This window comes from Hymenobacter sp. (assembly GCF_036388155.1).
GTDB lineage: Bacteria > Bacteroidota > Bacteroidia > Cytophagales > Hymenobacteraceae > Hymenobacter.
Genome location: NZ_DASVSI010000060.1, coordinates 42,842 through 61,127, shown reverse-complemented (window position 1 = coordinate 61,127; position 18,286 = coordinate 42,842). Strand labels below are relative to the sequence as shown.

Annotated in this window: 17 protein-coding genes; 10 read left to right on the top strand and 7 right to left on the bottom strand. The window is 62.5% G+C overall.

What is annotated here, in order from left to right; all coding sequences use genetic code 11:
* The first annotated feature begins 58 nt into the window (after window positions 1–58).
* The 3 genes from gldA to gldG all read left to right on the top strand — a co-directional run bounded on the left by gldA (window position 59) and on the right by gldG (window position 3,558).
* Window positions 59–967: a gliding motility-associated ABC transporter ATP-binding subunit GldA gene (gene gldA, locus VF629_RS08480; protein ID WP_331058036.1), complete on the top strand. Its 909-nt coding sequence runs from the start codon at window positions 59–61 to the stop codon at window positions 965–967.
* Window positions 968–1,102: 135 nt separating this feature from the next.
* Complete coding sequence (gene gldF, locus VF629_RS08475; RefSeq protein ID WP_331058035.1) at window positions 1,103–1,828, top strand: gliding motility-associated ABC transporter permease subunit GldF; 726 nt, start codon at window positions 1,103–1,105, stop codon at window positions 1,826–1,828.
* 71 nt (window positions 1,829–1,899) lie between these two features.
* Window positions 1,900–3,558 (top strand): gliding motility-associated ABC transporter substrate-binding protein GldG, encoded by a 1,659-nt coding sequence (gene gldG, locus VF629_RS08470; RefSeq protein ID WP_331058034.1) that lies wholly within the window; start codon window positions 1,900–1,902, stop codon window positions 3,556–3,558.
* A gap of 427 nt (window positions 3,559–3,985) precedes the next feature.
* Here gldG and VF629_RS08465 read toward each other — a convergent pair whose 3' ends face one another.
* Window positions 3,986–4,276, bottom strand: a complete 291-nt coding sequence (locus tag VF629_RS08465; RefSeq protein WP_331058033.1) for a type II toxin-antitoxin system RelE/ParE family toxin — start codon at window positions 4,274–4,276, stop codon at window positions 3,986–3,988.
* Window positions 4,264–4,443, bottom strand: coding sequence for a hypothetical protein (locus VF629_RS08460; RefSeq protein WP_331058032.1), 180 nt, complete (start codon window positions 4,441–4,443; stop codon window positions 4,264–4,266). The genes VF629_RS08465 and VF629_RS08460 overlap by 13 nt, the downstream gene beginning before the upstream one ends.
* Before the next feature lie 150 nt (window positions 4,444–4,593).
* Between VF629_RS08460 and dnaN the strand changes: the two genes are divergently transcribed.
* The gene (dnaN, locus tag VF629_RS08455; protein WP_331058031.1) at window positions 4,594–5,718 is read left to right on the top strand and encodes a DNA polymerase III subunit beta; all 1,125 of its coding nucleotides are present in this window, start codon (window positions 4,594–4,596) and stop codon (window positions 5,716–5,718) included.
* Between the two features lie 120 nt (window positions 5,719–5,838).
* Window positions 5,839–6,174, top strand: coding sequence for a gliding motility protein GldC (gene gldC, locus VF629_RS08450; protein WP_331058030.1), 336 nt, complete (start codon window positions 5,839–5,841; stop codon window positions 6,172–6,174).
* A gap of 71 nt (window positions 6,175–6,245) precedes the next feature.
* Here the strand turns inward: gldC and VF629_RS08445 are convergent, their stop codons facing one another.
* The 5 genes from VF629_RS08445 to VF629_RS08425 form a co-directional block, all read right to left on the bottom strand.
* Window positions 6,246–6,794 carry a hypothetical protein gene (locus tag VF629_RS08445; RefSeq protein WP_331058029.1) on the bottom strand — a complete coding sequence of 183 codons (549 nt, stop codon included), beginning with the start codon at window positions 6,792–6,794 and terminating at the stop codon, window positions 6,246–6,248.
* A 127-nt stretch (window positions 6,795–6,921) separates the two neighbouring features.
* Window positions 6,922–7,461 (bottom strand): dCTP deaminase, encoded by a 540-nt coding sequence (gene dcd, locus VF629_RS08440; RefSeq protein WP_331058028.1) that lies wholly within the window; start codon window positions 7,459–7,461, stop codon window positions 6,922–6,924.
* Window positions 7,462–7,513: 52 nt separating this feature from the next.
* Window positions 7,514–8,392: a hypothetical protein gene (locus tag VF629_RS08435; protein ID WP_331058027.1), complete on the bottom strand. Its 879-nt coding sequence runs from the start codon at window positions 8,390–8,392 to the stop codon at window positions 7,514–7,516.
* An 82-nt stretch (window positions 8,393–8,474) separates the two neighbouring features.
* Complete coding sequence (gene hemL, locus VF629_RS08430) at window positions 8,475–9,791, bottom strand: glutamate-1-semialdehyde 2,1-aminomutase (protein ID WP_331058026.1); 1,317 nt, start codon at window positions 9,789–9,791, stop codon at window positions 8,475–8,477.
* A 39-nt stretch (window positions 9,792–9,830) separates the two neighbouring features.
* Window positions 9,831–11,600, bottom strand: coding sequence for an ABC transporter substrate-binding protein (locus tag VF629_RS08425; protein WP_331058025.1), 1,770 nt, complete (start codon window positions 11,598–11,600; stop codon window positions 9,831–9,833).
* 205 nt (window positions 11,601–11,805) lie between these two features.
* On the opposite strand from VF629_RS08425, the gene VF629_RS08420 reads away from it, so the two are divergent.
* The 5 genes from VF629_RS08420 (at window position 11,806) to VF629_RS08400 (ending at window position 18,003) form a co-directional block, all read left to right on the top strand.
* Window positions 11,806–12,462 carry a TetR/AcrR family transcriptional regulator gene (locus tag VF629_RS08420; RefSeq protein WP_331058024.1) on the top strand — a complete coding sequence of 219 codons (657 nt, stop codon included), beginning with the start codon at window positions 11,806–11,808 and terminating at the stop codon, window positions 12,460–12,462.
* Between the two features lie 21 nt (window positions 12,463–12,483).
* On the top strand, window positions 12,484–14,223 hold the full coding sequence (locus VF629_RS08415) for an ATP-binding cassette domain-containing protein (RefSeq protein WP_331058023.1): 1,740 nt from the start codon (window positions 12,484–12,486) through the stop codon (window positions 14,221–14,223).
* Window positions 14,224–14,326: 103 nt separating this feature from the next.
* Entirely contained in the window at window positions 14,327–15,712 is a 1,386-nt protein-coding gene (locus VF629_RS08410) for an HlyD family secretion protein (protein ID WP_331058022.1), read from the top strand.
* On the top strand, window positions 15,696–17,156 hold the full coding sequence (locus VF629_RS08405) for a TolC family protein (protein ID WP_331058021.1): 1,461 nt from the start codon (window positions 15,696–15,698) through the stop codon (window positions 17,154–17,156). Before VF629_RS08410 ends, VF629_RS08405 begins: the two co-directional genes overlap by 17 nt.
* Window positions 17,157–17,319: 163 nt before the next feature.
* Entirely contained in the window at window positions 17,320–18,003 is a 684-nt protein-coding gene (locus VF629_RS08400; protein ID WP_331058020.1) for a DUF1361 domain-containing protein, read from the top strand.
* Window positions 18,004–18,286 lie beyond the last annotated feature (283 nt).

Genomic DNA, 18,286 nt, shown 5'->3' with positions numbered 1-18,286 from the left:
GTTTCTAAAGCGCCTGATTTTGTCTGACAACCGACAACTAAAAACTAACAACTAACAAATGGTAGAAATAGAAAACCTGACCAAAACCTACGGCGCCCAAAACGCGGTAGACAACATCAGCTTCACGGCGGGCAAAGGGGAAATCGTGGGTTTCTTGGGCCCTAATGGCGCGGGCAAAAGCACCACCATGAAGATTGCCACCGGCTACCTGCCCCCCACGGCGGGCACGGTGCGCGTGGTGGGGCACGACGTGCTGACGGACAGCCTGGCCGTGCGGCGCCACGTGGGCTACCTGCCTGAGCACAACCCGCTTTACCTCGACATGTACGTGCACGAATACCTCGAATTCATTGGCTCGGTGCACGGGCTGCGCGGCTCCGACCTCCGCAACCGCGTGGGCGAGTTGGTGCGCCGCGTGGGCCTGAGCCGCGAGCAGAACAAGCAGATTGGGGCCCTCAGCAAAGGCTACCGCCAGCGCGTGGGCCTGGCCCAAGCCCTGATTCACGACCCCGACGTGCTCATTCTGGACGAGCCCACCACCGGCCTCGACCCCAACCAAATCCTGGAAATTCGCCAGCTCATTCGCGAAGTGGGCGAAGACAAGACCGTCATTTTCAGCACTCACATTCTGCCCGAAGTCACGGCCCTGTGCTCGCGCGTGCTCATCATCAGCCGCGGCAAGCTGGTGGCCGACAGCCCCGTGGCCGAGCTAGCCGCCCGCGCCGCCGGCGAAACCGTGGTGCGCGCCGAATTTGAGGGCGCAGTGGACACCGCCAAGTTGGCTCAACTGCCGAACGTGCGCCACGTGGAAGCCGCCCCTGGCGGCGTGGTCCTGCTTCGCACGGCGCCGGGCACTGACGTGCGCGCGGCCGTGTCCCGCCTGGCCGGCCAAGAGGGCTGGATATTGCTGGGCCTGCGCCAGGAGCACCAGAGCCTGGAGGAGGTGTTCGGGGAATTGACTAAATGATATAAATAGGGTCATGCAGCGCGCAGCGAAGCATCTCGCCCGCCACCAGTAATCCTGACGATGGAGTTACTACCACACGCGAGATGCTTCGCTGCGCTCTGCATGACGTTCTTGCGGCGCGACGTTTAACGACCTATGCTCACCATCCTTCAAAAAGAATTTAACTCCTTTCTGAATTCTCCCGTCGCCTACGTGGTGCTGGGAGTCTTTCTGATTGCCACGGGGCTTTTCGTCTGGGTTTTCCCCGACAGCAGCGTGCTTGACTACGGCTACGCCGACCTGCAAACGCTGTTTAACCTAGCTCCTTGGATATTCCTGTTTCTCATTCCGGCCATCACCATGCGCACGTTTGCGGAGGAGAAAAAGGCCGGCACCATCGAATTGCTGCTGACGCGGCCGCTTACCGACAGCCAAATTATCGGCGGGAAGTACTTGGCCTGCTTTCTCTTGGCGCTGCTGGCGCTTGTTCCTACGCTGCTGTATTATTACTCGGTATACAAGCTGGGCAGCCCCGAGGGCAACATCGACTCGGCGGCTACCGTGGGCTCTTATGTGGGTTTGGCGCTGCTGGCGGCCGTGTTTGCTGCCATTGGCATTTTGGCTTCGGCCCTCACGCGCGACCAGATTATTGCCTTTCTGGTCGCGGTGGTCGGGTGTTTCTTGATTTATTCAGGCTTCGACTCCCTGGCTTCGGTGCTGGAGGGCAGCGCGGCTTATTACGCGAGCCAACTGGGCATTGCGGCACACTACCGCGACCTCAGCAAGGGCCTGATTGACTCGCGGGACTTGATTTATTTCTTTAGCGTGGTGTTGCTGGCCTTGGCAGCTACCCGGCTTGTACTTCGGAGCCGGAACTGGTAATGGAAAATACGATAACTGATTCGCAAGTTGTAGCGCCGGTTCCTGCCTCACGGAAACGGCATGATTTAGTGGTGTTTGCAGGCGTTATCATTGGCCTGCTTCTGCTCAACTTCGTTGCGCAACGGCTTTTCTTCCGCCTGGACTTGACGGAGGAGAAGCGTTATACCATGTCGCCGGCCACGAAAACGCTGTTGCGCGACCTGAAGCAGCCGGTCACCATTACCGTATACCTCACCGGTGACTTCCCGCCCGCTTTCCGCCGCCTCGAGCAGGGCGTGCGCGAAACCCTGAATGAGTTTCAGGTGTACGGCGGCGCCAACCTCAACTACATTTTCATCGACCCCAGCGCGGCCAGCACCGAAGCAGCCCGCAACGCTTTCTACGCTTCGCTCTTCAAAAAAGGGTTGAAGCCGACCAACCTCGGCGCCACCGAGAACGGCAAGCGCGTCGAGAAAATCATCTTTCCCTACGCCGTGGTGAGCGTGGGCGGGCAAGACCGTAATGTGCTGCTGCTGCGCGGCAACCAAGCCGCTCCCGCCGACGTGCGCCTCAACCAAAGCATTGAGGGATTGGAGTATGAATTGGCCAGCACCATTCGCACCCTTACGCCTAGCCTGCGCAAACGCATTGGCGTGATTGAAGGCCACGGCGAGCTGACCAACGTACAAGCCGGCGACATGCTCGGCTCCTGGCAGCAGCAATACGACGTTTTCCGGGTGACGCTGAGCAAGGTAAAAGACCTCCGTGCCCTCGACGCCGTGGTGGTGGCCCAGCCCAAAAAGCCTTACACCGAGGACGAAAAATTCAAGCTCGACCAGTTCATCACGCAAGGAGGCCGGGCGCTCTTCTTCGTGGATGCCCTGCGCGTAGACTTGGACAGCGTGAGCCGCAACGGCGTAGCCCTTGCCACGCCCTACAACCTCAACCTCGACGACCTGTTCTTCAAATACGGGCTGCGCCTGAACCAGAACCTGCTCCTCGACCTCAATAGCGGCCAAATCCCGCTCGTGACCGGCATGGATGGCAACAAGCCCAAAATTGAGCCCATGCCCTGGCAGCTCTACCCGCTCATCAACAAGTTCAGCCCCCACCCCATCACCCGCAACCTCGACGCGGTGTACCTGAAATTCGTGGGCAACTTGGACACGGTAAAGGCCACCGGCATCCGCAAAACGCCGCTGATGTCAACCTCGCGCTACACGCGAACCCTGCCGGCCCCGGTGCCCATCAACTTCAACGACGCCCGCCTGGAACCCAATCCGAAGCTTTACCAAAAGGGCTTCCAGCCGGTGGCCTATCTGCTGGAAGGGCAGTTCACCTCGCTCTTCGCCAACCGCGCCCGGCCTGGCACCCTGCAGTTCCAGCCCGAAAAGCCGGCCAACGCCAAACCGAGCAAAGTTCTGGTCGTGGCCGATGGCGACTTCATTCGCTCCGAAATCGACCCCAAAACCGGCAACCCATACCGCCTGGGTTTCGACCGCCTCGCCAACACCGAATTCGCCAACCGCGAGCTGGTGCTGAACGCGACCGATTACCTGCTCGACGAAACCGGCCTCATTGCCGTGCGCGGCAAGCAAATCACCCTGCGCCCCTTGGATAAAGTGAAGCTGGCCGAGGAGCGCCGCCGCTGGCAGCTGCTCAACATCGGGGCACCGCTGGCGCTGCTGGGCCTGTTCGGGGCCGTGCGGGCGTGGCGGCGCAAGCGGCGCTACGCGGGGTTTGGGGCGTAGAGGATGAATATTGGTACAAAACCAGCAAGGCTACGCGCAGCAAAATGGAAGAATTTTTCGCCGGTATCGTTGAGGAGCTGTTTGCAAATTAGCTATTCATTCCGATAGGCTTTACCTATTTGTGGTTGCGATACCGGAGCCGGGTGCGGGTGAAAGAAACACTCGCCAAAGAATACGAAAATAGCTATGCAAACGTGGGCAGCGAGGTAGTGCTCAATACTGTGGCGGCTGTTGGAATAGCGTTGGTGCTCGGGCTGATAGTAGTCGCGCCGTTATTCCATTGGCTGAACAGCTAACGCTCCGCCAGCACCTAGGCGCTAGGGTGCATCCTGGCTTCTATGCCCTTACTGATGCCCAAATGGGCCGTTAGGCGAGTTACAGAGCATTCTTGGGTTCTGCGATTCTCTGAAAATTGTTTTGCGAACAGTTACAATTTCAACGGCCGCGCAGTATGATGAATCTTCAAAATCAGAATCCGGTCGTCAGACAGCAATTCGTAGATGATTCGATAGTTGCCTTCAAGTAATTCTCGCAACGACTCGTCATTCGGAGCTTCAGGCAACTTGCGGCCAGATTGCGGGAAGTTGTGCAAGACATCAACCCGGCTGATGATTTTGTCAAGCAGCCGATTCGCGTATGCCGGGGAGTTTTGCGAAAGATATTCGTGCAACTGGTGCAGGTCGTCGCGAGCACCGTTGACAAACGTTATTTTCGCCATGAGCTCACCTCGCGCTTCATGTCCTCAAAGGATACCGTTTCACCGTTCTCGCCCTGCTTACGGCGATTTTCAAGCTCCTCCAGCAGAATCAAACGCTCCACCAGCTCATTCAACTCAAAATTGCGCGGGAGGGCTTTAATAGTTTCGATGGCAGCTTCCTGGGTCATGGCGTAATAGCAATGGTATGTAAAGCAAGATACGCCCGCCACGAATAGGTTGGTTCAACGAATGCACGAAGCCAGCAAAAATGCTCTTTCCAAAGCCCAACCCCACCCCCTATCTTTGTCCTCCCTTATTCCAAGCCCCAGCCTTGCACCATGAAATTCATCGTATCATCCTCCGCGCTGCTTAAGCAGCTGCAAAGCATCAACGGCGTGGTTACGAACAACCCCGTGGTGCCCATTCTGGAGAACTTTCTCTTTGAGATTGAGGCCGGTAAGCTCACCATTACGGCCTCCGACCTGGAGACCAGCATGATTACCGAGCTACCCGTGGAGGCCCGCGACACCGGCCGCATCGCCGCGCCGGCCCGCATTCTGCTCGATACCCTGAAAAACCTGCCCGACCAGCCCGTGACTTTCACGTTGGACGAGGAGACCTACACCATTGAAATCAGCTCGGCCAACGGGCGCTACAAGCTGGCCGGTGAGAACGCCGCCGACTTCCCCCGCGTGCCGGTGGTGAAGGGCTCGGCCCCAATTGAAATGCCGTCGTCGTCGCTGGCCCGCGCCATTAATAAAACCATCTTCGCGGTGAGCACCGACGAGCTGCGCCCCGCCATGACTGGCATTCTGGTGCAGCTGGCTGACTCGCAAGTGACTTTTGTGGCCACCGATGGCCACCGCTTGCTCCGCTACCGCCGCCAGGACGTAGGCCCTGGTCAAACTGCCAACCTCATCATCCCGCGCAAAGCTTTCAACCTGCTGAAGGGCACGCTGCCCTCGGAGGCCACGCCGGTTAAGATGGAATTCAACCAGAGCAACGCTTTCTTCTCCTTCAACCAGATGCGCCTCGTGTGCCGCCTGATTGACGAGCGCTACCCGGACTACGAAAACGTGATTCCGGTGAGCAACCCCAATAAGCTCATCATCAACCGCGCCGAGCTGCTAAATTCGGTGCGCCGCATCAGCATCTACTCCAACAAAACCACCCACCAAGTGCGCCTGCGCCTGGCCGGCTCCGAGCTGGTGGTATCGGCCGAGGACCTGGACTTCAGCAACGAAGCCAAGGAAACGCTGACCTGCCAGTACGACGGCGAGGACATGGAAATTGGCTTCAATGCCCGCTTCTTGCTGGAAATGCTCTCGAACATCGACTCCGAGGAAATCACCCTGGAGCTGAGCACGCCCAACCGCGCCGGCCTGCTCATGCCTACCACGCCGGATGAAAACGAAAGCATCCTGATGCTGGTGATGCCAGTAATGCTAAACAACTACGTTTAATTTTTTGCCCTTAAAACTGTCATCCTGAGCGCAGCGAAGGACCTTGTCACCGCCGAACGATAGCCGTTCTGACTTGATAAGGTCCTTCGCTACGCTCAGGATGACACATTTTTATTAATCATGAAAAAATCAGAAATCCGCTTCAGCATTGCGCTCGACGAGAACAAAGTGCCCGAGGCCATCAGCTGGTCGGCTACCGATGCGGGGCCGGACATTCACTTTGCCAAGGCCATCAACATTGCCCTGTGGGACCGGGAGCAAGTGGGCACGATGAAAATTGACCTCTGGACCAAGGACATGCCCGTGGACGAGATGAAGCGATTCTGCGTGGACAACATTGGTTCGATGGCCGAAAACATCGTCACGGCCACCGACGACAAGGAAATGGCGGCCAAGATGCGGGCCCTTTGCAAAGAGCTGTCAGAATACCTCGACAAGCAGGAGCAAAACGGCTAACCGCTGAGAGTTCCCAAATAAAAAAAGCCCGATGCTGACAGCATCGGGCTTTTTTGTTGATTCTAAGTTAGCTAGCGGGCGTTTCGGCCCAGGTTGCCAGCGGGCTGATTGGCGGGCTTGGGCTTGGCCGGCGCGATGGTCGCGCCGTTGGCCCGCGCCGGTGCGGGGTTCTGCACCGAGTTGGTCAGCAAGATGCTAGCCGACTGAGCGGCGTAGTCTTTGTCGTACTTGTAGTAGGTGGCGCGCGAGCCGAAGTAGCTGCTATACTGGTCGTTGCTGAGCACGGCCTGCAGCTCCCGGTCGCGCTCCTTGCACACGCCGTTGCACTCCTGGTCAATCAGGGCTTGGTTGCCGGCGTTGCGCCGCTCAATTTCGGCCATCTTGGCTATTTTCTCGGCGTTGATGGCGCGGAGCTTTTCCGACTGGTAGTTGTTCAGGCGCAGGTCGCGCACCATCTGGTTGCTCAGGCGGTCGGCGCGGGCTTCCACGGGGTTGAGGCGCGGCGACGACTGGGTTTTGTCACGCAATTGCACGTTCGAGGCCCGGGGTGCCTGCTGGGCGGAAGCGGCACTAGCCCACAGGGCCAGCACCAGAGAAGCAAAAGCTGTTTTCGTCGTCATGGTCGTAGTAGTTTGGTACACACTTACGCAAGGACCGGGCCAGCGTAACCGGCTCAGGTACCCAATTAAACGAGCAAACGACGCTTCCGGTTCGGAATTGCACGAGGATATTAGCTCCTCCCTACCCCTACCAGTTGTTCTTCCACATCATCGACTCCACGGGCCGGTCGGTGCGGTCGTTGTATTTGGCGTTCAGCTTGCGGTTGTAAAAGGTGTTGACGTCGCCTTGCACCTTAAAGTAAATGAGCTGACCGATGGGCATGTTGCGGTAAACGCGCACGGGCATAGACACGCTGATTTCCAGCGTCCAATGGTTGCAAAAGCCCACGTCGCCCTTGCCCGCCGTGGCGTGAATGTCGATGCCGAGCCGGCCCACGCTGCTCTTGCCTTCCAGGAACGGCACGGTGGCGTGCGTCTCGGTGTATTCCTGCGTCACGCCCAGGTAGAGCGTGCCGGGCTGCAAGACGAACCCTTCGTCCTCGGGTATCTCAAAGGTGTCGATTTCGTTGTGCTTGCGGGCATCCAGCACGGCGTCGCGGTAGGTGGCCAGGTACGGGCCGAGGTGCACGTCGTAGGAATTGGTACCCAGGCAGCTGCGGTCGTAGGGCTGAATGACGATGGTGCCTTTTTCGATTTCCGCGAGGATTTGCTGGTCGGTAAGAATCATGTAAGGGAAACTGCTGAATGGGTGGCGGAAGCAAAAAGAAGTGCTTCCGCGGTTAATCGTCGTCGTGGCGGCGCCTCGTGCCGGGGGCATCATCGTCCTCTTCTTCCTCGTCGTACCGGTCTTCGCGTAGGCCTTCCGAGCGCGTGGGCCGCAGGCGACTGCTGAAGCTGCGGGGTTCGGGCTCGGGCTCCGGGTCGGCGGCCAGGTTGTTGACGCGGCGGTTGAGCGTGGGCAACACGCTGGTGGCCATGTACAACAGGAGCAGAAAGCTGCCCAGGCTCATGAAGAAAGTGAGGTAATCGAACCAGTCGCGGCGCGAGGGCGGGCCCGCGGGCGCGGAAGTCAGCGGCTGGTCGTCGGCGGTGGAGGCGGCTTCGGCGCCGTCGTTGTCGTGGGTGGTGAGGGGCGCCGTCACGGGTTGCTCGGGCTGGGCGTCGGCATCGGCGGGCGGCACGGCCGCCACGTCTTCGGGCGCGCCCGAGTCGTTGAACTGGGCTGTGGCCTGCTGAATGAGCCGCTGCTCGGCCCGGATGAGGGCCACCCGCTCATCGCGGGGCAGGTTGTGAATGAAGAACTCAAAGTTGCGGTCCACCAGCACCGATTTCAGCTGCTTCTCGAATTCCGCCAGCGTCATGGGGCCGTTGCCGAAGCGGTTTTTGTAGCGCTCGGCAACGCCGTTGTAGTTCATGAACAGCTGCTTGAGCGCGGCATTGGTGCCAAAGCCGTCGAACTCGCGGCGGGCGGCGGCGGTGCGCAACGTGAGCGGAAACTTGCCCCGCGTGAACGACTTGTCGTACACGGTTTCCATCGTCCGGAAGTTCAACTCGTCGATGGTCTTGTCGAACAAGCGCTTGTTGGCCTGTGCCGGCGTTTGGGCGTGCGCCCACGCGGTGAGCAGGAGAAAAAAAGTTAACAGGCGGAATCTCAACATTGGGCAAAGGTCGCAGATTAGGGCCGCGCAAGGTTTCGCAAGGGCAAAATAAGTTTTTCCTGTAACGCCACGCCGGCTAGCGTTACAGGCCGTGGGCTTCCAGCAACGACTCGCGGCAGGCCCGCAGGTACACGTCCACCAGCTCGTCGGTGATGGCCGTCGAAATGAACAGGGCCTCAAACTGCGAAGGCGCCAGGTAGATGCCGCGGTTCAGCATGGCGTGGAAGTAGCGGCCGAAAGCGGCCGTGTCGCAGTGCTTGGCGTCGTCCAGGTTGTTCACCGGCCGGTCGGTGAAAAACAGGCTATACATAGAGCCTACCCGGTTCACGGTGTAGTTCAGGCCCAGCTCGGCGGCAATCTGGCGGGTGCCGTCGGCCAGGCGGGCGGTGCTGTGTTCGAGGGAGGTGTAGACTTCGGGGTGCTCGTGTAGGTAGCCCAACTGGGCCATGCCCGCGGCGGTGGCCATGGGGTTGCCGGAGAGCGTGCCGGCCTGGTACACCTTGCCGGCGGGGGCCACGCAGTTCATGATGTCTTCGCGGCCGCCGTAGGCGCCCACGGGCAAGCCGCCCCCGATGATTTTGCCCAGGGTGGTAAGGTCGGGCCGAATGCCATACAGTTCTTGCGCGCCGCCCTGCGCCAGGCGGAAGCCCGTCATTACCTCGTCAAAAATGAGGACGATGCCGTGCTCGGTGCACAGGTCGCGCAGGGCCGGGAGGAAGCCTTCGGCGGGCGCCACCAGGCCCATGTTGCCGACCACCGGCTCCAGGATGAGGGCCGCTATCTCGCCGGGATTGGCGGCGATGAGCGCCTCAACGGCGGGCACGTCGTTGTAGGGCGCGGTGAGGGTGTCCTGCGCTACGCCGCGCGTCACGCCGGCCGAGTCGGGCTCGCCGGCCGTGAGGGCGCCGCTGCCGGCCGCAATCAGGAAGGCGTCGCCGTGGCCGTGGTAGCAGCCCTCAAACTTGATGAATTTGGAGCGTCCGGTGTAGCCGCGCGCGGCCCGGATGGCCGACATGCACGCCTCAGTGCCGGAGTTCACCAAGCGCACTTTCTCGATGCTGGGCACCATTTTTTGAATCAGCTCGGCCATTTCGACTTCCCGGGTCGTGGGAGTGCCAAAGCTGAGCGAGTGCGGCAGGGCCCGGGCCACGGCATCGAGCACGACCTGCGGCGCGTGGCCCAGTATCATCGGGCCCCAGGAATTGATGAAGTCAACGTAGCGGTTGCCGTCGACGTCGGTGAGCCAGGCGCCGTTGGCGCTCTGCATGAACACCGGCGAGCCGCCCACCGAACGGAAGGCGCGTACCGGCGAATTAACACCGCCCGGAATGAGGTTTTTGGCCCGTTCAAACAGCGCGGCGGAAGTGCTGAGGTCGAGCGTAGTGCTAAGGTTGAGCATGGAAATAAACGAATGAGGTGGAAGGAAGCCAGCGGGCGGTTAGCGCACCACCTGTACTTCCAAGTTGTTGAGCTTGACGATGGGCACCACTTGGTTGTCGTGGGCGCCGCCAGCGTAGCTCTGGCCTTCGAAAATTGCCCCCGGCAGCGGCGGCGTGCCCGCCAGCCCGGCTTGAAAACCCGGCCCAAACTGAAAGAGTGCGGTGCCGAAGTACAACAGCATTTCGAAGCCTTGGTTGGCGTAAATGGAGGGCGGCAGCCGCTGCGCCTGCAAATAGAGCTGGCGGAAGCGCCGATAGCCAGGCGAATACTCGTCGTAGTACTTGGGCTGCACGAAGTATTGCCCGGGGGCGTTGAGCTGCGAAATATCGAGGCGCGGGTTGTCGAGCCAGGAGCCGGGGGCGAGCAGCGGCGGGCGCGTGGCCGTGGGCTGCTGGCGCCACACCTTAAGGGCCTGGGGGCCCACGGTGCGGTTGTCGGACACCACCACTAGGTGGCTGGCAGTGGTCAGGTTGAGGCCGGTAAAGGCGGCGGTCATGCTTTCGACCACGTCGGGATTGAAGCGCCGCAGCACTTCCATTTTCCCGCCCTGGGCTTCGTAGGCGGCTTTGTAAGCATTGGCAAAGGCGGTGGGGTCCTTGGCGTCTTCGTGCAGGAGCAAGCCCGGCCGCCCCGCGCCAAAGGCACTGAGCGCGAACTGGGCCGCCACCCGGCCCTGCGTGGCCGAGCTGGGGCCGTAGAGGTAATGCCAGGGATTATCCAGCACCAAATCAGCGTCCTGCGACAGTGGATTGACGCACACAATCTGGTGCTCGCGGGCGTAGCGGGCCAGCAAGCGCGCGCCCGACTTATAGACCGGGCCGATAAGCAAATCCATGCCCGCCAGCTCGGGCAGGGCCAGCACTTGCTTCAGGGTCAGGGTGTCGGCGCCGGTGTCGTAGGCGAAGATTTGCAGGGGGCGGCCGGCGCGCTGCAGGCTGTCTTGGGCCAGGCGCAGCCCGGCGTAGAGGTCCGTCACAAACTGGTTTTTACGGACGGTTTGCCAGCTGGGGTCGTTCAGCTCAAAAGGAAGCAGCACGGCCACGCTGTAGCTGCTTTTCTTGGCCGCGCGGGGCCGGGGCGTGTAGCGGGCGCGGTCGAGGTTGAATTTTTTTACCAACTCGTCCAGCTGCGGCCGGTCGGCGTCGGCGTAGGCGCCGCCGAACACGAGGTGTTCGGCGTACGCCCGCCCAATGAGGGCGTCGTCGGGGTAGCGGCGCAGCAGGCGCTGCCAGGTGCCGCGGTCACGCACGCGGGCCAGGTAGGTGGTTTTCATAGCCTCGCGCTCGGGCGTCAGCCGGCCCTGGGGAATGGCATCGAGCGTTTTGAGGGCGGTGTCGTAGTCCTCCTGCTCGAAGGAAACCTGGCCTTGCAAAAACAAGGCGTCGGGCAGGTTGGGATAGGTGGGGTATTCGGTGCGCAGCAGGTTGAGCAGCTGCTCGGCCTCGGCCCACTCCTTCAGGCGGGCGGCGGCCACGGCGCTGAGGTAGGCGGCGTCGGCGCCGCGGGCAAAGCGCGCGCTGGGCTGGGCCAGCGGTGCCAATTGCTGCAGGGCGGCGGCGTAGTTGCCCTGGTCGAGCTGCGTTTTGCCGGTGCGGTAGCGGGCCGCGGCGTCGGCAGCAGGCGTCGTCGCAGCAGCGGGGCGGGCCTTGGTTGACGCCGGGGTTGCCGGGCGAGGCTTGGCGGGCGTTTGGGCCAGGGCGGGGCTGGTCAGCAGCAGGCCGGCCACTAGCCACCCAAGCGGCTGCCGCCCCATAGAAAAAAACGTCATCGAACCAATAAATGCGCTTGCCTCCGTGGAAAGCGCAGCAAAATTAGCCACAAATAGCGGGGGCCCACTTCCCGGCGGCCGAGGAAGCTAAGCGAGGGACAGCAGAAAATTAAAAGGCTATTAAAAATGATAGTAATGCTTTCATGGTAAATAGTGGTGCATGAATTTTGCACCAGAATTCGGTAGTTTCTCACCTGGCAATGCCATGAACCAGACCATACGGCCCACCCTCAACGGCCACTTGTATTTGCGCGACCCTCAGGGCACGGAGCTGGGCCACCGCATCCTGGCCGAAAGCGTGCGCCTCATCGACGAGGTAGGCTTCGAGCAATTCACGTTCAAAAAGCTGGCCGCGGTGCTGGCCTCCACCGAAGCCAGCATCTACCGGTACTTCGAAAACAAGCACCGGCTGCTGGTGTACCTGGTGAGCTGGCACTGGACGTGGCTGCGGTTTCAGCTGCGGTTTCACACCCACAACGTGCCCGACCCCATCCAGCGCCTGCGCCTGGCGCTCGGGGTGTTGTGCCGGGCCCACCTCGACGACCCCGCCACAGCCGGCCTGGACGAAGCCGCCCTCTACCGCATTGTGATGGCCGAGGCCAGCAAAGCCTTCCTGACCAAAGAGGTCGACGCCGACAATCAGGCGGGGCTGTTTCAGGAATACAAGCTGCTGGCGGCCGAGCTGGTGGCGCTGGTGCTGGAAATCAACCCCCACTACCCCTACCCGAAGGCGCTGGTGAGCACGCTGCTGGAGTCGGCGCGCAAGCAGCTGTTTTTTGCCCAGCACCTGCCCTCGCTTTCGGATGGCAGCGGCAACGTGGCCGCTTTTCTCGAACACCTGGCCCTGGCGGCCCTCGCCTAACGCACTCACACAGACTTTCTCATGGCTTCTGCTAATTCGCTTTCCCCCGTTCAGCGGCTGTTCCGCCTGCTGGCCGCCGAGCGCACCGACATCACCTACCTCTACGTGTACGCGGCCCTGGCCGGCATCATCAGCCTGAGCTTGCCGCTGGGGGTGCAGTCGGTGATTGGTTTTGTGAGCAGCGGCGCCGTCAGCACCTCGCTGGTGGTGCTCATTGGCCTGATTGTGTTGGGCACGCTGCTGGTGGGCGCCCTGCAAATCATGCAGGTGTCGTTGGTCGAGTACATCCAGCAGCGGCTCATGGCCCGCATCACCCTGGACTTTGCCGTGCGCCTGCCCAAGGTGCGGGCCGAGACATTAGAAGGTGAGTACCTGCCCGAGCTGATGAACCGCCTGCTCGACGTGCCCACGCTGCAAAAGGGCCTGGCCACGCTGCTCATCGAGTTTTCGGCCGCGGCGCTGCAAATCCTGTTCGGGCTGGTGCTGCTCTCTTTTTACCACCCCATTTTCATTGCGTTTGGGCTGGTGCTGGTGCTGGGGTTGTACGGACTCATTGCCGCCACGGGGCCCAAAGGGCTGACCACCAGCATCCGGGAAAGCCAGTATAAGTACCGCGTGGTGGCCTGGCTGGAAGACGTGGCCCGCACCGTGGGCAGCTTCCGCCTGCCGGCCCGGCAGGGCCTGGCCCTCGACCGCACCGACGACCTGCTGAACGGCTACCTCGGGGCCCGCGCGGCCCACTTCCGGGTGCTGCTCACCCAAACCTGGGGCTTCGTGGCTTTCAAAACCTTGGTCACGGCCGCGCTGCTGGGCATTGGCTGCTGGCTGTTGATTTCGAAACAAATAAACATCGGTCAGTTCGTGGCCGCCGAAATCGTCATCATCCTCACCATCAACGCCGTGGAAAAGGTAATTCTGAAGCTCGACGTGGTGTACGATGCCCTGACTTCAATCGACAAAATCGGCCACGTGCTGGACTTGGAAGCTTACGCTCCGGCGGCGGGCAAGGCAGAGCTGCCGGCGGCGAAAGCCGGAGCCACCCCGGGCATGGCGGTGGAGCTGCGCGGCCTGACGTACGCCTACCCCAACTCGCCGCGTCCCATCCTGCAGGGAATCACCCTGGAGCTGAAGCCTCACGAGCACCTGGCCCTGGCCGGGGCCGACGGCGCGGGCAAAACCACCCTGCTGCGCCTGCTGGCCGGCTTGCTCGATGGCTACACGGGCGAGGTGGCCTACCAGGGCCTGGCGCTGCCCGACCTCAGCCCCGACGCCCTGGCCGCCGCCGTGGGCGACAACCTGGCCCACCAGCACTTGTTCTCGGGCACGGTGCTCGAAAACATCACCCTCAATCAGCCCCAGCTCACGGCTGCCGACGCGGCCTGGGCCGTGGAACTGGCGGGCCTGCGCGAGCACCTGTACGCGCGCCGCTCGGGCCTGCAAACATTGGTCGGCCCCGGGCACCCCATGGGGGCCGGCACCACCCATAAAATCCTGCTCGCCCGGGCCTTGGTGGGCCGGCCGCGGCTGCTGCTGCTCGACCACCTGCTGCCCGCCGCCTCGCTGGCCGAACGGGTGCGGGTGCTGACCGGCCTGCTGGCCCCCGGCCTGCCCTGGACCGTGATACTGGGCACCACCCAGCCCGAGCTGCTGGCCTTGCTGTCCCGCGTGGCCGTGCTGGCCGAAGGCCGCATAGTAGCCGACGGCCCCTGGGCCGAGGTGAGCCAAACGCCCGAATTGCGGGTTCTGCTCGGGACGGTGTAGTTGGGGTGTGCCCCACGCACCGGCCTGCGCACATTGTCTCAGTTGCTTACTTCCACCACCCTGTTACCCGGCGAGGCCTAGCCTCGCACCTCTCTTCTTCGCCATGCCCTTTGCTGAATTTCCAAATCCCGAAACCCATCCGGAAGCGGGCCGCTTCACCGCTTTCCTGCGGACGCGCACGCCCCAGGCGGGGCGCACCCTGGCCCAGTGGGCGGGGGGCCTGGGCCTGCTGGTGCTGCTGGCCGGCTTCCTGCCCTGGACGCAGAACATCCGCTCGACGGGCAAACTGACCACGCTGCGGCCCCAAGACCGGCCCCAAACCGTGCCCAGCACCATTGGCGGCCGCATCAAAACCTGGCGGGTGCAGGAAGGCCAGCTGGTGCAAAAAGGCGACACGCTGGCCGAAATCGTTGAAATCAAAGAGAAGTATTTCGACCCCGAGCTGATTGCCCGCACCCGCGAGCAGCTGGAAGCCAAGATTTCCGGCTTGCGCGAGAACGCCGCCAAAACCCAAGCGCTGGGCTCGCAGCAGGTGGCCCTGCGCCTGGGCCTGGACGCGAGCCTGGCCAAAGCCCGCAACAAGGTGCGCCAGGCCGACCTGAAAGTGCGCTCCGACCGGGCCGAGCTGGTGGCCGCCCGTGCCGACTTTGCCATTGCCGAGCGCCAGCAGGAACGCCAGGAATACCTGTACAAGCAAGGCCTGAAAAGCCTGACGGAACTAGAACAGCGCCGCCTGAAATTCCAGGAAAGCGCCGCCAAGCTGCAGGCCGTGCAGAACAAGCTGGCCGCCTCGCGGCAGGACTCGCTCAGTGCCCGCATTGAGCTGCAGTCATTGGACGCCGAATACGCCGACAAGCTGGCCAAAAGCGAGAGCGACCGCCGCTCGGCCACGGGCTACCAGTTCGACACGGAAGGCCAAATTGCCAAAATGCGCAACGAACTGGCCAACCTCAGCATCCGGGCCGGCTACTACTTCATCACGGCGCCCCAAACGGGCTACGTGGTGCGGGCCCTGAAGGAAGGCCAGGGCGAGATTGTGAAGGAAGGCGAAGACTTGGTGACGCTGATGCCGTCGAACCCACGCCTGGCCGCCGAGCTCTACGTGAAGCCCATGGACGTGCCGCTGCTGCGGGTGGGCCGCCGGGTGCGGCTGCAGTTCGACGGCTGGCCGGCGCTGGTGTTCACGGGCTGGCCGGGCAGCAGCTTCGGCACGTTCGGCGGCGTGGTGCAGGTCATCGACAACATCGACTCGCAGGGCCAATACCGCATTCTGGTGACGCACGAGCCGGGAACCGAGACCTGGCCGGCGCCCCTGCGGGTGGGTTCGGGCGTGTACGGCTGGGCCTTGCTCGACGACGTGCCGGTGTGGTACGAGCTGTGGCGGCAAATCAACGGCTTCCCGCCCAACTACGTGGGCACCGCACCAGCCTATGCGGGGGGGAAAGCGGACAAGACGGATAAAAAAGCTGACAATGCAACCGAAGAATAAGCACGTTCGGGCGGGCCGCCTGCTGGCGGCGTTGCTACTGCTCCTGCTGCCGCGGGTGGTACCGGCCCAGTCCGCGCCACCCGCCGATTCGGTCGTCATCACCCACGCCGAGTTCCTGAGCCTGCTCGACCAGTTTCACCCCATTGCCAAACAGGCAGCCCTCAACACCGAGCGGGCGCAGCAGGAAATCCGGCAGGCGCGCGGCGCCTTCGACCCCAACGTGTCGGCCAAGTACTACGGCAAGGCCTTGAAAGGCAAGGACTACTACCACGACTGGGAAACCGCCTTGCGCATTCCCACCTGGTTTGGCGTTGACGTGAAAGCCGGCTGGGACCGCGGCGTGGGCCCCTACGTAAACCCGCAGGAGTACACCGCGGCCGGTGGCCTCAGCTACGTGGGCCTGAGCGTGCCCCTGAGCCAGGGCCTGCTTATTGACGAGCGCCGCACGACCCTGCGCGTGGCCCAGGCCCTCACCAACCTGGCCGAAGCCGAACGCCGCGCCATACGCAACAAGCTGCGCCTGAGCGCCAGCAAGGACTACTGGGAGTGGGCCCTGGCTACCCAGCGCCTGCGCCTGCTCGCGGCCAACGAGCAAGTGGCCGGCACTCGCTTTGCTGCCACGCGCCAGCGCGTGCTGGCCGGCGACCTGGCCGCCATCGACTCGGTGGAAGCCCTGACGGAATTCCAAAACCGCCAGGCGCAGCGCGTGGCCGCGCGGGTGCAGTGGCAAAATGCTGCCCTGGTGGCTTCCAGCTACCTCTGGGACGCCGACGGGCGCCCCCGAGAGCTGCCGCCCACGGCCCAGCCCCAGGCCTTGCCGCCGGCCCCGGCCTGGCGCGCGCTCCGGCCCGACTCCTTGGCCGCCCTTACGGCCCAGGCCCAGGAGCGCCACCCCGACCTGGCCAAAACCCGCGCCAAGCAGGTGCAGCTGGGCCTGGAGAATCGCCTGGCGCTGAACAAGCTGCTGCCCAAGCTCAGCGTTGATTATAACCTGCTGCTGCCCGGCACGCCGTTTGGGCTGGAGGGCCGTCCGCAGCCGTTCGTGGGCGGGTATTCCAGCAACAACTACAAGCTCGGGGTGAGCTTTGCCCAGCCCCTGCTGCTGCGCACGGAGCGGGCCAAGCGCCAGCTGGTGCAGCTCAAGCTGCGCGACGCCAGCTACCAGTTCAGCAACGACCAGCGCCAGGTGGCCAATGCCGTGCAAGCCGCTGCCAACGACTGGCAGGCCCTGCTCGACCAGCTGCGGCTGCAGCAGCAAGCCACCGTCAACTACCAGCGCCTGCGCGACGGCGAGCAGGTTCGGTTTGATGCCGGCGAAAGCACCGTGTTTTTTATCAACTCGCGCGAAGCCAGCCTGCTGGGCGCCCGGCAAAAGCTGGCCGAGCTGCAAGCCAAATACGCCCAAACCCAGGCCCAGCTGCGCTACGCTGCCGGCGGCGACTGATGGGAGAGCGGATGAGTAGCGTGGCTTTGACGCTCGTGTCATTCCCCGCCAATTAACTCGAGTCCGCACACGACAGGCTTGCAAACAACGTTGAGGCACAACGCTGCGTCCTTTCTGTAGGTGGTGCCTATGCCGCTAGTCAGCCCGCACGTATATTAGTCTTATGCAAGAGTCCTCTTTTGTCAGCCTCCCCTTTTCTCGTTCCCGGCTCACGCTGGTGTTTGTGCTGGCCGCTTCCCTGGCCCTCAGCATGGTGCTGGTAATGGGGCGGGTGGTAATGACGGGTCGGTTCACGTTTCTGTTCCTAATTTGGAACCTGTTCCTGGCCGTGATTCCCTTTGCCCTCAGCACCATGCTGGGCACGGCCCGGGGGCCGTTGCGCGCCCGGGTCCTGGTGCCGGTGGGCGCGGCGTGGCTGCTGTTTTTCCCGAACGCGCCTTACATCCTCACCGACCTGTTTCACCTCGACTCCCGGCCGGGGGTGCCGCTCTGGTACGACCTGGCCGTGATACTGAGCTGCGCTTGGAACGGCCTGATGCTGGCCTATGCCTCCCTGGCCGACATGCAGCGACTGGTGCAGCTACGCTTGGGGCCCATCGCCGGCTGGGCTTTCGCGGTGGTGGCGCTGCTGCTGAGCAGCTTTGGCATTTACCTGGGGCGCTACCTGCGCTTCAACTCTTGGGACGTGCTGGCCAACCCGCTCACCCTGTTCTACGACATCGTGAACCGGCTTATTCACCCGTTCAGCTTCCCGGGCACCTGGGGCCTGACCCTGGTTTTTGGCGTGTTCCTGCTGGTTGGCTACGGCACCGTGCGGGCGCTGGGCCGCTCGCACGAAGAAGCCTAATGGACTTCTGCTTCCGAATAACTGGTAACCGTTGTTGCTGAGCCGCGGCGTTCCCGGTTGCCTACGCAGGAGCTAAGTTTTACGGCCGGGCCCCGTGGAAAGTAGCGCGGATTCTGCAGTCCGCGTCCCCGGCGGACACCCGAACGACTTTAACGGCGCGGTGACGCGGACTACAAAGTCCGCGCTACCTTCCGCCGGGCCCGAAACTGCTGTAACAACTGCTTCCCGGTATCGGGTTGCGGCGTAGCTTCGCCTCCTGGGTGCGGCTCTACTCCCGGCCCCG

Bases quoted from the DNA above. Each gene is read 5' to 3' on its own strand.
- gldA (WP_331058036.1), top strand. From the start codon at position 59: ATGGTAGAAATAGAAAACCTGACCAAAACCTACGGCGCCCAAAACGCG.
- gldF (WP_331058035.1), top strand. From the start codon at position 1,103: ATGCTCACCATCCTTCAAAAAGAATTTAACTCCTTTCTGAATTCTCCC.
- VF629_RS08465 (WP_331058033.1), bottom strand. From the start codon at position 4,276: ATGGCGAAAATAACGTTTGTCAACGGTGCTCGCGACGACCTGCACCAG.
- VF629_RS08460 (WP_331058032.1), bottom strand. From the start codon at position 4,443: ATGACCCAGGAAGCTGCCATCGAAACTATTAAAGCCCTCCCGCGCAAT.
- dnaN (WP_331058031.1), top strand. From the start codon at position 4,594: ATGAAATTCATCGTATCATCCTCCGCGCTGCTTAAGCAGCTGCAAAGC.
- gldC (WP_331058030.1), top strand. From the start codon at position 5,839: ATGAAAAAATCAGAAATCCGCTTCAGCATTGCGCTCGACGAGAACAAA.
- VF629_RS08445 (WP_331058029.1), bottom strand. From the start codon at position 6,794: ATGACGACGAAAACAGCTTTTGCTTCTCTGGTGCTGGCCCTGTGGGCT.
- dcd (WP_331058028.1), bottom strand. From the start codon at position 7,461: ATGATTCTTACCGACCAGCAAATCCTCGCGGAAATCGAAAAAGGCACC.
- VF629_RS08435 (WP_331058027.1), bottom strand. From the start codon at position 8,392: ATGTTGAGATTCCGCCTGTTAACTTTTTTTCTCCTGCTCACCGCGTGG.
- hemL (WP_331058026.1), bottom strand. From the start codon at position 9,791: ATGCTCAACCTTAGCACTACGCTCGACCTCAGCACTTCCGCCGCGCTG.
- VF629_RS08425 (WP_331058025.1), bottom strand. From the start codon at position 11,600: ATGACGTTTTTTTCTATGGGGCGGCAGCCGCTTGGGTGGCTAGTGGCC.
- VF629_RS08420 (WP_331058024.1), top strand. From the start codon at position 11,806: ATGAACCAGACCATACGGCCCACCCTCAACGGCCACTTGTATTTGCGC.
- VF629_RS08415 (WP_331058023.1), top strand. From the start codon at position 12,484: ATGGCTTCTGCTAATTCGCTTTCCCCCGTTCAGCGGCTGTTCCGCCTG.
- VF629_RS08410 (WP_331058022.1), top strand. From the start codon at position 14,327: ATGCCCTTTGCTGAATTTCCAAATCCCGAAACCCATCCGGAAGCGGGC.
- VF629_RS08405 (WP_331058021.1), top strand. From the start codon at position 15,696: ATGCAACCGAAGAATAAGCACGTTCGGGCGGGCCGCCTGCTGGCGGCG.
- VF629_RS08400 (WP_331058020.1), top strand. From the start codon at position 17,320: ATGCAAGAGTCCTCTTTTGTCAGCCTCCCCTTTTCTCGTTCCCGGCTC.